General features: G+C 64.3%; 14 protein-coding genes. 3 read left to right on the top strand and 11 right to left on the bottom strand.

All coding sequences use genetic code 11. The features are described from left to right. Window positions 1-73: 73 nt before the first annotated feature. On the bottom strand, window positions 74-1,552 hold the full coding sequence (locus GSH16_RS06295; RefSeq protein ID WP_205524032.1) for an extracellular solute-binding protein: 1,479 nt from the start codon (window positions 1,550-1,552) through the stop codon (window positions 74-76). A gap of 233 nt (window positions 1,553-1,785) precedes the next feature. Between GSH16_RS06295 and GSH16_RS06290 the strand changes: the two genes are divergently transcribed. Together GSH16_RS06290 and GSH16_RS06285 are read left to right on the top strand one after the other, a co-directional pair. Next, complete coding sequence (locus tag GSH16_RS06290; protein ID WP_160853161.1) at window positions 1,786-2,439, top strand: GntR family transcriptional regulator; 654 nt, start codon at window positions 1,786-1,788, stop codon at window positions 2,437-2,439. 43 nt (window positions 2,440-2,482) lie between these two features. Next, window positions 2,483-3,307 carry an NAD-dependent epimerase/dehydratase family protein gene (locus GSH16_RS06285; RefSeq protein ID WP_205524031.1) on the top strand — a complete coding sequence of 275 codons (825 nt, stop codon included), beginning with the start codon at window positions 2,483-2,485 and terminating at the stop codon, window positions 3,305-3,307. Window positions 3,308-3,310: 3 nt separating this feature from the next. On the opposite strand, the gene ltnD is transcribed toward GSH16_RS06285, so the two are convergent. After that, complete coding sequence (ltnD, locus tag GSH16_RS06280) at window positions 3,311-4,225, bottom strand: L-threonate dehydrogenase (protein ID WP_160853159.1); 915 nt, start codon at window positions 4,223-4,225, stop codon at window positions 3,311-3,313. 72 nt (window positions 4,226-4,297) lie between these two features. Beyond that, on the bottom strand, window positions 4,298-5,272 hold the full coding sequence (locus GSH16_RS06275) for a LacI family DNA-binding transcriptional regulator (RefSeq protein WP_160853157.1): 975 nt from the start codon (window positions 5,270-5,272) through the stop codon (window positions 4,298-4,300). Between the two features lie 103 nt (window positions 5,273-5,375). Between GSH16_RS06275 and GSH16_RS06270 the strand changes: the two genes are divergently transcribed. Further along, a complete protein-coding gene (locus GSH16_RS06270) occupies window positions 5,376-6,404 on the top strand; it encodes a phosphotransferase family protein (protein ID WP_160853155.1) in 1,029 nt (342 codons plus the stop codon). Here the strand turns inward: GSH16_RS06270 and GSH16_RS06265 are convergent. The 8 genes from GSH16_RS06265 to GSH16_RS06230 form a co-directional block, all read right to left on the bottom strand. Further along, window positions 6,371-7,117 carry an SDR family NAD(P)-dependent oxidoreductase gene (locus tag GSH16_RS06265; protein WP_160853153.1) on the bottom strand — a complete coding sequence of 249 codons (747 nt, stop codon included), beginning with the start codon at window positions 7,115-7,117 and terminating at the stop codon, window positions 6,371-6,373. The two genes, GSH16_RS06270 and GSH16_RS06265, sit on opposite strands and share 34 nt — an antisense overlap. After that, the gene (locus tag GSH16_RS06260) at window positions 7,118-8,227 is read right to left on the bottom strand and encodes an ABC transporter ATP-binding protein (RefSeq protein ID WP_160853151.1); all 1,110 of its coding nucleotides are present in this window, start codon (window positions 8,225-8,227) and stop codon (window positions 7,118-7,120) included. Between the two features lie 11 nt (window positions 8,228-8,238). Next, a complete protein-coding gene (locus GSH16_RS06255) occupies window positions 8,239-9,138 on the bottom strand; it encodes a carbohydrate ABC transporter permease (protein WP_160853149.1) in 900 nt (299 codons plus the stop codon). After that, window positions 9,131-10,054: a carbohydrate ABC transporter permease gene (locus GSH16_RS06250; protein ID WP_205524030.1), complete on the bottom strand. Its 924-nt coding sequence runs from the start codon at window positions 10,052-10,054 to the stop codon at window positions 9,131-9,133. Before GSH16_RS06250 ends, GSH16_RS06255 begins: the two co-directional genes overlap by 8 nt. Window positions 10,055-10,134: 80 nt before the next feature. Then, window positions 10,135-11,406 carry an ABC transporter substrate-binding protein gene (locus GSH16_RS06245; RefSeq protein ID WP_205524029.1) on the bottom strand — a complete coding sequence of 424 codons (1,272 nt, stop codon included), beginning with the start codon at window positions 11,404-11,406 and terminating at the stop codon, window positions 10,135-10,137. 62 nt (window positions 11,407-11,468) lie between these two features. Next, on the bottom strand, window positions 11,469-12,233 hold the full coding sequence (locus tag GSH16_RS06240) for an SDR family oxidoreductase (protein WP_235913053.1): 765 nt from the start codon (window positions 12,231-12,233) through the stop codon (window positions 11,469-11,471). Then, window positions 12,230-12,979, bottom strand: a complete 750-nt coding sequence (locus tag GSH16_RS06235) for an SDR family NAD(P)-dependent oxidoreductase (RefSeq protein ID WP_160853145.1) — start codon at window positions 12,977-12,979, stop codon at window positions 12,230-12,232. Before GSH16_RS06235 ends, GSH16_RS06240 begins: the two co-directional genes overlap by 4 nt. Then, window positions 12,976-13,836 carry a fumarylacetoacetate hydrolase family protein gene (locus GSH16_RS06230; protein WP_160853143.1) on the bottom strand — a complete coding sequence of 287 codons (861 nt, stop codon included), beginning with the start codon at window positions 13,834-13,836 and terminating at the stop codon, window positions 12,976-12,978. The genes GSH16_RS06235 and GSH16_RS06230 overlap by 4 nt, the downstream gene beginning before the upstream one ends. Window positions 13,837-13,838 lie beyond the last annotated feature (2 nt).

The following is a 13,838-nucleotide window of genomic DNA, read 5'->3' as shown; positions in this document are numbered from 1 at the left end:
GATTGTTGGTTCGGGTGGCTGGGCCCCCGCCGGCACGGACCGGCGGGAGCCCCACGTTCAAGTTCTCAGAAGATCACATGCCATCCAGCAGCGCTTTGACCTTCTTCTCCGCGTCAGCCACGGCCTCTTCGACGGTCATCTTCTCGGTCAGTGCGTTCTGCAGCATCTCGGGAATGATGATGTTCATGATCTCGGGGCTTTCCGCGACCGGCGGGAAGGGTATGCCGCTCGGGAGCATCGAGGTCGAAACGTCGAGGAACTTGATCGTGTCGAGACGTTCCTTCATCCACTCGGTCTCGAACCCACGTGTGTTGCCGGGGTTGGAGCTGACCCAGGCGAGTTTCGTGGACCATTCCGGACCGGTCATGAAGCAGACCAGTGCCTTCGCGGCCTCCATGTCGAGATCGCCTTCCACATTGTCAGGATTGAAAATGTGGACGTTGGACCCGCCGAACACCACCGCGCGGCGATCCTGGCCAGCCGGGATCTTGCCGTAGCGCATGTTGTTCACAACGGCCATGGCGGCTTCCTTGTCGCTGCCGGTGGCCTTGTTGGCGCGGTCGAGCATGGTCGCATATTCGCTGGGATGCGCGATGACCATGGCCAGCTGGTTGGCCAGGAACGGATCCTGGTTTTCCGTCTGGGTGTTGGTCAGCGCCGAGACCGGCACGGATTTGTCGCGAACATACATGTCATAGTAGTTCTGCACCGCGCGGACCGTGCCTTCCTTGCCGATCCAGACATCCTGATAGGTCGGGCTCTCGGACGCCTCGTCGAGCGCGCCGCCGCCTTCACCCCAGACCATGGGCATGAAGCGGAACGGTGTGTTGCCCGCGTTGACGCGCGCCACCAGCCCATAGCCGGCCTTGCCGGTCTTTTCCTTGATCTGCTTGGAATATTCGACCACTTCCGCCCAGGTGTCGGGCGCTTTTTCCGGATCGAGCCCGGCTTCCTCGAAAATGCCGGCATTCCAGATGAAGGCCATGGTCTCGTTGTTGGTCGGGATGCCCCAGGTCTTGCCGTTGAGCGAGACCGACTTCATTGCACCCGGCCAGAAGTTGGCGCTGTCATAGCCCACATCTTCGGGCTTCAGCTCGCTCAGCTGGCCCTTGGCGGCGAACTCCGAGCCCCAGAGGATCGGCAGGCGCGCCACGTCGGGCGCGGCATTGCCGAGCGCGGCCGTGCGCAGCTTGTTGAGCATGTCATTGTAGCCGAGGTTCTGCGCGTTCACCTCGATATTGGGATAGGTTTCCTCCCAGGCGGCCCAGAAGTCGGCATACATCTTGTGCTCGAGCTCGGGGTTGGCCTCGTTCGGGCCGACATACCAGTAATCGACCTGCCCCTCGTAATCGAGCGGCACGGCCTTGGCGCACTCCGCTGCCGTATCGACCGTCGTCTTGCCCGCGATGGAGCGGACATAGTCCGGCGTCCATTTCTCCGGATCAATCGATTGAGCGGCGACCGGGCCGCTCAAGATCATGGCCGAGGATGCGAGAAGCGCCCCCATTTTAGCCAGTGCACGGCGCGGCCGTGCTGCAACTATTGCAAACATCCTTTCCTCCCTTTGGTAACTTTGTTATTTTTTTCACACATCATTTTTCCAGACGGGTGCCGAGTCAAGAATTTTATGTAATATTTGTGGAACGGGCCGGATCGTGCCGCTACACGCGGTGCCGAACCGGTCGACGTGACGCGGTTTCCGGACGGTGCGGCGGTTTGACAGAACCGCCAGGCCCCGCGCATGGACTAGAATGACAAGAAGAAGACTGACGGGGACCCGTGCCTATGACCGCGCCTGCCAACGAATTTAGTCACGATTTGCCTTTGTATGACCGCCTGCTCGCGGATATCGGCGACGGCCAGTACCAGAGCGGTACACCGTTGCGCATCCACGCCATTGCGAAACGCTACGGGACGAGCATCAACCCGGTGCGCGAGGTGCTGCGCCGGATGGAAGGCGAGGGACTGGTCACGTTCGAGAAGAACAAGGGCGCGACCGTCACCCAGCTCGACCGGCAGGAAGTGATCAACATCTTCGAGATGATTCGCCTCGTGGAGCCCTATCTGACCGCCGGATTTGCCGCGATCTGCACATCCGATCAGGTGGACGAACTGGAACGGATTCAGGCGCGCATCCGTGAAATGTCTCCGCTCGACCGGCCGGGTTTCGGCGCGCTCGACATGGAGTTTCACAGCCTGATCGCGCTTGGCCATCCCAATCGGCGCGCGGCCCGCACATGGCTGAGCCAGCGCCAGCTTCTCAACACGCTGACGCGGCGCAAGGTGCTCACCAAGGGCCGGCACCATGACGTTCTGATCGAACATGACCAGTTGATCGCCGCCTTCCGCAAAAATGATGTGCCGAGCGCGACTGAGGTCATCACCCGACATGTGAACGGCGCTGGACGGGCGCTGAGCTTCCACCTCGATCAGGGCTGAGATGCCCGCTTCAACCGACCGACAGGCAGGACAGGCACCCCCCATGAAAATCGCCATCACAGGCAGCACCGGCCGCGTCGGACGCGCGGTTGTCGCCCGCGCCCTTCGCGACGGCCACAGCGTCACCGCGATCGACCGGACGGCGCCGGAGGCCTCGGACAATCCGCGTCTGCACGGGGTGCAACTCGACTGCACGGATTATGATGCTTTCCACGCCGCCCTTGCCGGTCACGACGCGCTCATCCATCTGGCGGCGATCCCGATCCCCGGCACGCATCCCGACCCTGTCGTGCACAATGGCAATGTGGCGGGCAGCTACAATGCGCTGCATGCCGCGCTCGATCAGGGCATCCGGCGGATCTGTCAGGCGTCGAGCGTCAATGCGACGGGCCTGGCCTTCAGCCGCGCACCGGTGTTCGACTATTTCCCGCTCGACGAGGATCATCCGACACGGGCGGAGGATGCCTACAGCCTGTCGAAATGGATCTGCGAGCAACAGGGCGACGCGTTCGCGCGGCTCTGCCCCGACGCCACCATCGCCAGCTTGCGGTTCCACTATTGCACCCCGGCGCGGGACGGGGCGGCGGGCAATTTCCTGCCGCGCGACGATGATGCGGCCAAACATCTCTGGGGCTACACGCTCTTCGATGATGCGGCCGCAGCCTGTCTGGCGGTCCTCGACGCGCCCTACAGGGGCCATGAGGCGTTCTACATCACGGGTCGCGACACGGTCCATGACCGCCCGAGCCGCGAGCTGGCCGCCACGCATTTCCCCGATGTGCCGCTTCGCGGCACTTTCGAGGGACGGGCAAGTTTCTTCTCCACCGCCAAGGCGGAGCGCCTGCTCGGGCTGACCCTTGCGGGGTAAAGCTCACCCGTCTCCGGGAAGGTCGAGCCCGGCTTCGCGGGCATAGATCTTGGCCACGGCGGCATCATCCTCCCGTCCCAGCCCCGCGGCAGACGCTTCCCTGAAACGCGCGAGCGCGGCGTCAGCCAGCGGCACCCGACATCCGCTGGCCCCGGCGATCTCGCGGACGATCCCCAGATCCTTCGGCCAAATATCGACAGCACTGCGGGGGGTGTAGTCCCCCTCGACAATATGCGGCGCGCGGTTTTCAAGCATCCAGCTGGTGCCGGCGCATTGCGGGATCACGTCAAGGAACCTGTCCGGCGTGATGCCTTGCGACAGGCCGAAGGTGAGCGCCTCGGCCATGGCCGCGATATGGACGCCCGCAAGAAGCTGGTTCACGGCCTTCATGGCACTTCCCGCACCTGCCGCATCGCCCAGCCGGAAGACCCGCTCGGCAAGGCAGTCGAGAAGCGGCCCGGCAGCAGAAAATCCCGCCTCCGGACCCGATGCCATGATGGTCAGTGCGCCGGATGCGGCCTTGACCGCGCCGCCAGAGATCGGCGCATCGAGATAGAGAAGCCCAAGCTCCGCCGACCGCGCCGCCATCTCGCGCGCAAAGGCCGGCGCGACCGTTGCACAGGACAGGATGACCGCGCCGGGGCGCAGATGCCGGGCGACACCGTCCGTGCCGAAGAGGACATCCTCGGTCTGGGCGGCATTGAGGACCACGAGGGCAATTACATCAAGTTCGGGCAAGGCCACGGCCAGCGGGCCAGCTTCCCCGCCTTCTGCGCGAAACCGGTCAACCTGGTCCCGGGCGATGTCGCTGCCCCAGACCCTGTGCCCGCCCCGCAGCGCGGACTGCGCCATGCCGTAGCCCATCGACCCGAGGCCGATCACCGCCACTTTCAACGGACTGCCTTGCTGGTTTTCCATTCTTCGCCTCCCTGATTTCGGGGAAAGCCTCGGCCCGACGCGACGCCCGCGTCAAGGCAAAGAATGGCGCGGTCAGTCGCGGACCACCAGCCGCGCGGGGAATGTCTGTCGTCCGGTCAGGGGGACCTCGCCCTCCTCACCGACCATCCGCACGGCACAATCGGCGAGACCCACAACCGGAATATCGATCGTCGTAAGCCCGCGCCCGATCCAGGCATAGAAGTCGGGGTTACCGTATCCGACGAAATCCAGCCCGCGATTGAGCGTGCCGAGCTGCATCGCGGCCTTCAGCGCCCCGTTGGAGATCTCGAACCCGCCACAGACCAGCGCCGTGGCATCCGAATGGGACACGATTGTGCGGGTCAGCCGCTCGCCCATGCCGATCGAAGGCGGCTCGGTGCGCACCAGATCGGTGTCGAACTCGAGTCCCGCCGCCGTGATTCCGCTGCGGAAGGCCGCAAGCCTTCCACGGCCGGAGGACAGCGTATCGGGCGCACCGATATAGGCAATGCGGCGATGGCCGCGCCCGTGCAGATGCAGCACCGCATCCCGGATCGCGCCTGCATCATCGACGAGCACACTGTCCGCCCCGTCGCCGCGTTCACGGATCAGCTGGACCAGATGCATGTCGGTGGTTGCGCCCGCCTGCGCGCCGTCGGGCAGCGGCGTCGGCACCGAGACAACGGCCCGGGCCTGCAACTCGCGCAGACGTAACATGGCCTGACCTTCCAGCTCGTGGTTGTCCTTGGTCAGATGGATGATCAGGTGCAGGCCTTCGCGGTCACAGGCTTCAGCGAAACTGTTGGCGAAACGGGCGTAGAAATCGTTGGTGATGTTGGGGACCAGAAGCCCCACGATCCGGCTCTCGTCACCGCGCATGGCCCGCGCCGCGGCATTGCGCACATAGCCCATTTCCTCGGCCCGTTTGCGCACCGCATCGGCGGTCGACTTCTGCACGTTGGGGTTGCCCGACAGCGCGCGGGAGACCGTCATGTGGGAAATGCCGAGTTCCTCGGCGATCGACTTGATCGTTACCCTCTTGCTCACGGCCATCTCCCTTCGTTTTTCTGGTTTAAGACCCTTTGAAGCGCTTGACAATCATTCGCTAAATATAGAATGTTCAGGTGAACATTGATAGCGGAACCTGACCATGACCCTTTCCATCGACGCGCGGTGCAAACAGCTTGTCGCCGATCTTGGCATCGGCACGGCGGCGGAGGTGAGCGGGGTCGAACCGCTGACGGGCGGCGTCGCCTCCGACATCGTGCGCTTCGATCTGAAGGGGCAGACCTATTGCGCGAAATTCGCCCTCGCCAAACTGAAAGTGGCAGAGGATTGGACCGCACCCGTGCACCGCAACGCGGCCGAATATGCCTGGCTGGAATTTGCCGGGTCGGTCGCGCCGGCCTGTGCGCCGCGCCTGCTCGGGCGGTCGGCCGAGATGCAGGGTTTCGTGATGGAATTCGTGGCCGGGCCGGATGTGTGTCTCTGGAAATCCGTCATGCTGGACGGCGGGCGTCTGGACGGCGGCGCGGAACGGGTGGCCGACCTGCTCGTGCGTCTGCAGGCGGCTTCTGCCGCACCCGGTTTCGACGCGACGGCCTTTGACAACCGGGACGATTTCCGCGCCCTGCGGATCGAGCCCTATCTCAGCTTCACCGCCACGCGTCATCCCGATCTGGCCGGTCCGCTGACCGCGCTTGCCGACATGCTCTATGCGGCGGACCTTGTGCTGGTGCATGGTGATGTCAGCCCCAAGAACATCCTGTTCCGGGGTGCCGATCCGCTTTTCCTCGATGCGGAATGTGCGACGATGGGCGATGCAAGCTTCGACCCGTCCTTCTGCCTGAACCATCTGGTTCTGAAGGCCGTCCACCTGCCCGACATGCGCGCGGCGCTGCTTGCCGATGTACGGGCCTTCTGGACCACCTATCGCGGACAGGTCACATTCGAGGATGCGGACGGGCTCGAAGCGCGGGTCGCCGCACTTCTGCCTGCACTCATGCTGGCGCGGATCGACGGGAAATCCCCTGTGGAGTATCTGTCGGAAGAAGAGCGGACCCGCGTGCGCGACATCTCGCGCGACCTGATCGCGCGCCCCGAGACGCGCATCGACGCGCTGGTGGCGCGGCTGGAAGAGGCGCTTCAGGTCCAGCCCGCGTCGACCACGATGGTCTGATTGGTCAGCGCGCGCGCCGCGTCCGAGCAGAGGAACAGCGCCACATCGGCGATGTCCTGCGGCTCGATGTAGCGCGGCAGGCACTGGCGCTCCATCACGGTCGCTTCCAGTTCCGGCGTCAGCCACTTCTCCACCTGGCGCTCGGTGCGCACGAACCCCGGCAGCAGGCAATTCACCCGAACGCCATCGGACCCGGCCTCGCGGGCCAGCGATTTCGTCAGACCTTCGATCCCCGCCTTGGCGGTGACATAGCCGACCGCATCGGCCAGCCCCTCGCGCCAGGCAATGGACCCGAAATTGAGGATCACACCGGCTTTCTGCGCCCGCATCACCGGCAGCACGGATTGCGCACAGAAGAACTGGTGGTCGAGATTGACCGCCAGCGTGGACCGCCAGCTGTCGGGTGTCACATCCTCATATTTGTGGCGCATGTCGTTGGCGGCGCCATTGACGAGAATATCCACACCCCGCGCGCCGGCAATCTCTCCGATGCAGGCTTGCAAAGCGTCCGTGTCGGTCAGATCGACATGGTGGAACCGGACGCGCGCGCCGAGTTCCGACGCCAGTTTCGCGCCGGCCTCCGCATTGAGATCGAGAAACTCGACATAGGCCCCCTGCCCGGCGAAGGCACGGACCATTGCCGCACCGATGCCGGTCGCGCCGCCCGTCAGGATTGACCGCTTGCCGTCGAGATCCGCCGCAAGACCAGCCATTCAGAGCCGCCTTTCGGTGGCCGCGTCGAAGAGGCTGGCCTTGGCCATGTCGATGGCGAAATCCATCGTCTCGCCCGGTTTCGGCGCTTCCTCGGGTTCACAGACAAGGATCGCATCCTGCCCGGCCACCCGTGCCATCAGGATCGTCTCGGCGCCCGTGGGTTCGTCCATATCGACGGTCACCGGCACCGGCACTGTCACGCGCCCCTTGCGCTCCGCGCGCTGTTCATGGGCCGGACTGAAATGTTCGGGACGCACTCCGAAGACCACCGCCTGTCCGGCGCTGACAGTCGCGGCCTGCTCCGCACCGAGCGGCAATGCGGGGCCGTCCGAGCCGTCGAGCCTGACGGCCAGACCGACATCGCCGTCCACGATTGTCGCCTTGAAGAAATTCATGTTGGGCGACCCCATGAAACCGGCCACGAACATGTTTGCCGGCTGGTTGTAGATCATGTCGGGCGTATCATATTGCTGCAACACACCCTTGTGCATGACCGCGATCCGGGTGGCGAGCGTCATCGCCTCGATCTGGTCATGGGTCACATAGACCGTGGTGCGTCCCATCCGCTGGTGGAGCTTCTTGATCTCCGAGCGCATCTCCACGCGCAGCTTCGCGTCGAGGTTGGACAGCGGCTCGTCGAAAAGAAAGAGCTTCGGGTCGCGCACCAGTGCACGGCCCATCGCGACACGCTGGCGCTGGCCGCCGGACAGCTGGCCCGGCTTGCGGTCGAGAAGCGGCTCGATCTGCAGGAGCGCGGCCACACGGTCCACCGTCTCGGCCTGTGTGGCCTTGTCGATGTTCCGGCACTCCATGCCGAAGGTCATGTTCTGGCGCACGGTCATCGTCGGATAGAGCGCGTAGGACTGGAAGACCATCGCGATGTCGCGATCCTTGGGCGCATCGTCGTTGACGACACGGTCCTCGATCAGCACCTCGCCGGAGGTCACGCTTTCCAGCCCGGCAATGATCGACAGAAGCGTGGACTTGCCGCAGCCGGACGGGCCGACGAGCGCGACGAACTCGCCCGATTCCGCCTCCAGGTTGATGTCCTTGAGCACTTCGACGGCGCCGTAGCTCTTCTTGAGGTTTTGGATCAGAAGGGATGACATGGGATGCCTCGTTATTTAACCGCGCCGGATGTCAGGCCGCGGACGAAATATTTGCCGCCGATGACGTAGATGAAGAGCGGCGGAAGGGCCGCGAAGATCACGGATGCCGCCTCGACATTATAGTGCCGCTCGCCCGTGCCGGAGCCGGAGAAGGCCACGATGGCGGAGGTGATCGGCTGGTTGCTGCCGGATGTGAAGACGGTGCCGAACAGGAACTCGTTCCAGATGCCGGTGAACTGCCAGATCACGCAGACGATCAGGATCGGCGGGGACAGAGGCAGCATGATGCGCCGGAAGATCCGCCAGAACCCCGCCCCGTCGATCCGTGCGGCTTTGATCAGGTCGTCAGGCACGGCGAGGAAATAGTTGCGGCAGAAGAGCGTCGTGAAGCTGATCCCCTGCACCGTATGCACCAGCACTAGTCCGGCAATCGTGTTCGAAAGGCCGATCTTGCCGAGCACGAATGCCCAGGGCAGCAGCGTCATCTGCGCCGGCATGAAGACACCGAGCGTGATCAGGCCGAAGACCCATGTGTCGCCCTTGAACCGCCATTTGGACAGGGCATAGCCGTTCACGAGCCCGATCGCGGTGGACAGGATCGTGGCCGGCACCGTCATCAGGAGCGTGTTGGAAAAGTAGCGCGAGACGCCCTCGCAGGTGCCGCCGATACAGAATGTGCTCCACGCCTCGACCCAGTAGGTCGCCGAGAGCATGTTGGGCAAGGAGATGAAGCCTTCGCGGACGATCTCCTCCAGCGGCCGGAAGGCGTTCATGAAGATGATGACCAGCGGCGAGAGGTAGAGGAGCGCGAACAGCCCGAGCAGCAGGTAGACGATGCTGCGCGACCGGGTCTGCCGGGCGCGGCTGCCGGTGGCAAGCGGGTCGAAACTCTGATGGGTGGTGTCAGCCATGATGTGCGGCCTCCCGTTTGGCGCGAATGCCCGACCAGATGGCATAGGGCACGAGCACGAGCGCCAGTGCGACAAGGATCATCACCGCTGCCGCGGCCCCTTGCGCGATCTGGCCACGCTGGAACATCAAGTCATAGACGACGATGGCCGGCACGGTGGTGGCAACCCCCGGCCCCCCTTGGGTAAGCGCAACCACAAGGTCATAGGTCTTGATCGCGAATTGCAGCAGGACGACCGTCACGGCGACGAAAATCGGCCAGATCGTCGGCAGCACCACCTTGCGGTAGGTGCGCGGCATCGAGGCCCCGTCGATCTGCGCGGCCTTGATCAGGTCCGCATCGACCGACCGCAGGCCCGCAAGGATCAGCGCCATTGCAAATCCGGAACTGTGCCATATGCCGGTGAAGATCACGACATAGAGCGCCATGTCGCGGTCCGTGATCCAGTCGAACTGGGCGCTCAGCCAGCCGATATCATGGAGCGCTTTCTCGACTCCCGTCTGCGGGTGGAAAATCCAGCGCCAGACGGTCCCGGTGACGATGAAGGAAATGGCGAGCGGGTAGAGGAAGATGGTGCGCCAGACGCTCTCGAACCGCACCCGCTGGTCGATCAGGATCGCCAGAAGCGTGCCGGTGACAAGCGAGCCGACGACGTAGAGCGTGCCGAACAGGAAGAGGTTCTGGTAGGACACGATCCAGCGCTTGCTCTGCCAGAGCGCCGCATACTCGCCAAAGCCCCCATAGGCCATGTTGGGCAGGAGCGTGGATTTGGAAACCGAGATCCAGATGGTCCAGAGCGAGAAGATCACCACATAGACCAGGGCCGCAACAAGGGTGGGCACTAGGACCAGCTGCGGTGTCCAGCCGGACAGGATCGCGGACAAGCGCGGTCGGGTTGCGTTGGATGGATCAGCCATCATGCACTCTCTATTCGGGTCGCAAACTGGACCCGCGCCGGCCTAGGGAACCGGCGCGGGCCCGAGGGCGGAGCCGAGGCTCAGCCCTGCAGCTCGACAGCGTCTGCGAGCTGGTTGGCCGCCTCTTCGGGGGTGATCGAGTCATCCGCCACGAATTCGGTGATCACTTCCATCATCGCGCCGCGATATTTCTGCAGCACGGTCATGTTGTGGGCCATCGAGCGCACCAGCGTGCCCTGCTCGACACTTGCTTTCAGGTCTTCCAGACCCTTCTGCTGGCACTGGGTGAAACCGCCCTCGGACAGGTCCACATCGGTGCGCGACGGGATCGAGCCCTTGGCCACGTTGAAGGTCACCTGGAATTCCGGCGACATGATGATCTGCGCCAGCAGTTTCTGGCCCTCGATGTAATCTTCGTCCTTCTGGTTGAAGAAGACGACCGAGTCGGCATTCAGGATGAACCCGTCGCCATCCCAGTTGACCGGCGTCTGGTGGCAGTAATAGTCCTCGCCCTCGACGAAACCGGCCAGGTTGGCCGATGCCACGGTCCAGTCGCCCATCAGGAAGAAGGCGGCCTCACCGGTCATGGTCATGGTCATCGACTGCTCCCAGGACCGGCCGTTGATGCCGTCATCCATGTAGCCAACCATTTTGCGGAGCTGCGCGAACGCGTCGATCATGCCCTGGCTGCGCATTGCGTCCACATCCGCTTCCTGGAAGGCCGCGCGGTAGAGGTCGATATCCATACCGTAGACGATGCTGTCGAAGGTCGTGCTGTCGGACCAGTCGGCGGCACCGTGTGCGATGCAGGTGTGGCCGGCGGCGACGATCTTGTCGCAGGCTGCGTTGAACTCGTCCCAGGTCTTGGGCACGTCGAGACCCAGTTCACCGAGGATCTTCGGCGAGCTGTAGAGCCAGTTCACGCGGTGGATGTTCATCGGTGCGGCCACCCAGTTGCCGGTCGGCTTCATGACCGAGACAAGTTCGGGTGCGACAACATCGTCCCAGCCCTCAGCGGCGGCAACTTCGTCGAGGTTCGCAGTGGCACCGGTGGCGTTCCATTCGGCGATCTCGGGGCCTTTCAGCTGCACGGCCGCCGGGGCGTTGCCCGACACGACGTCGGAGCGCAGCTTGGCCAGCGTGTTCGACGTATGACCGGAAATGGCGGTCTGCTCCCAGGTGCCGCCCGCGGCTTCGAACATCTCGCCCAGTTTGGCGATGGCGGCCGCTTCCGAGCCCTGCGCCCACTGGTGCATCATGTTGGTTTTCGGCTCGGCCTGCGCACCGGTGGCGAGCGTGGCCATTGCGATGCCGGATGCGCCGGCAATCAGGGTTTTCATCTTGAGTGTCATGTTGGTCTCCTCCGTTGGACTCTCGATGTTTATGGTTCTTGTTGCGTGGACCGCCGGGCGGTTCAGATCGATATGCCCCCGTCCACGTTGATTGTCTGGCCCGTCACGAAGCCTGCATCCGCAGATGCAAGCCAGGCGCAGGTGCCGGCAATTTCCTCCGGCCGCGCGAACCGGCCGGCCGGCTGGCGCTCCAGAAACCAGGCTTCGGCCGCATCGAGCCCGCCCAGTTCTTCCGCCAGCGCCGCGATCCGCGCGCGCAGCGACGGTGTGTCGACGACGCCGGGACAGATCGCGTTGAACCGGATGCCGTCCTGCAGGTAATCGGCGGCACAGGCTTTCATCAGCCCGATCACGCCGCCCTTGGCCGCACCGTAGGCCGCGCGGAACGGATAGCCCTTGATCGAGGAGGCCAGCGACGCAACCAGCGTCACCGAACCGCCGCGCGCTTTCATCAGCGGCACCGCGGCGCGGGTGACGTGAAAGGCACTGTCGAGGCAGATGCTCTGGCTCTTGCGCCAGTCCGCATCGCTCGTGCCCTCGACCGTGCCGTGATGCACGAAGCCGACCGCGTGGGCGACGCAATCAACGGTGCCGATCCCGTCCAGCCAGCGCCCGACCGCGCCTGCATCGGTCGCATCGACCGCCGAGCAGCTGGCGGCGTCGAGCCCGTCGAGCAGGGTTCCGTCAAGGTCGGACGCATGAACGGTCGCGCCCTCGGCGGCGAGCCGTTCTGCAATCGCCCGGCCGATGCCCTGTCCGGCCGCGGTGACGCAAGCCACCTGACCGGCCAGCCGGCCCTCGACCACTTTACTTGTTGCGCCGGTCAATATGTGGCCCTCCCGCCTGACAGGTCGAACACGGCGCCGGTGGTGAAGCTGTTCTCCGCCGAAGCCATCCAGAGGACCATGTTCGCGATCTCCTCCACGGTGACGAACCGTTCGCGCGGGATCTTGCCGCGCATATAGTCGATGAATTCCGCGCTCACCTGTTCGAGGATGCGGGTCTGCGCCGTCGCCGGCGTAATGCAGTTGACGGCGATATCGCTCTTCGCGAGTTCCTTGCCGAGCGACTTGGTCAGCGCGATCACCGCCGCCTTCGACGCCGAATAGGCGCTGGCATTGGGGTTGCCTTCCTTGCCCGCGATGGAGGCGACGTTGACAATCCGCCCATAGTCGCGCGCCACCATTCCGGGGACGACAGATTTGCAGCAATGGAACGTCCCGTCGAGATTGACGGTCTGAACCTGGCGCCACGCATCTGCCGGATAGTCGACCACGGTCGCGGTCGGCCCGGCAATGCCGGCGCTGTTCACCAGAATGTCGACCTGACCGAAAGCGTCCTCGGTTGCGGACATGGCCTTGGACACGCTGTCGAGGTCGGACACATCGGTCGCGAACAGGCGGATATCCTCGGCCTTCAACGCAGTGATCCGCGCCTCGGGTGCCGACACATCCATGTCCCAGATCGCGACCCGCGCGCCGCTTTCGACCATCCGGTCGGCCACGGCGGCGCCGATCCCGTTGCAGCCGCCGGTCACGACGGCCACCTTGCCGGACAGGTCGTAGCGGTTCATGCGGCGGCTCCGACGGCGACGACGGACTGCGCCTGTTCGCCCAGCCCCTCGATGCCGAGCGTCACGCGGTCACCCGGGGTCAGCCAGACCGGCGGGGTCATGCCCGCGCCCACGCCCGGCGGCGTGCCGGTGCAGATCAGGTCGCCCGGCTCCAGCTGACAGAAGGTGCTCATGTAGCTGACGATGGTGGCCACATCGAAGATCATCTTCGAGGTCGAACCGGTCTGCATCCGCTGGCCGTTCACGTCGAGCCACATGTCGAGCGCCTGCACGTCGCCGATCGCGTCGGCCGTGACCAGCCACGGGCCGGTGGGACAAAAATTAGGGTAGCTCTTGCCCTTCACCCACTGGCCGCCGCGTTCCAGCTGCCAGGCCCGTTCGGACACGTCATTGACAAGCGTGAAACCGGCAACATGGTCCATCGCCTCGGCCTTGGAGATGCCAAGGGTCGGTTTGCCGATCACGATGCCCAGTTCGACCTCCCAGTCGAGTTTGGTCATGTCCGGCGCGTGCAGGATATCGTCCATCGGGCCGCAATAGGTGGCGGAGGACTTGTTGAAGAGGATCGGTTCCTCGGGAATGTCCATGCCGGCTTCGGCCGCATGGTCGGAATAGTTCAGACCGACGCACCAGATGTTGCGCGGCTGCGCGACCGGCGGCGCGACCCGCTGCCCGGCCGGATCGAAAGCCGGAAGAACCGACAGGTCGGCGGTTTTCAGCGTGGCGAGCGCGCCCGCGCCCAGCGTGTCGGGGTTCAGGTCGCCCACGAGCCCCGTGGCATCGCGCAGCGTGCCGCTCTCATCCTCGACGACAAGCCGTTTCTTTCCGTAGCGGTCACCGAAACGCATCAGTTTCATAG

Source organism: Oceanomicrobium pacificus (assembly GCF_009833495.1).
Classification (GTDB): domain Bacteria; phylum Pseudomonadota; class Alphaproteobacteria; order Rhodobacterales; family Rhodobacteraceae; genus Oceanomicrobium; species Oceanomicrobium pacificus.
Note: the sequence above shows the minus strand (reverse complement) of the source record. Positions and strands in the feature narration are given on the sequence as shown.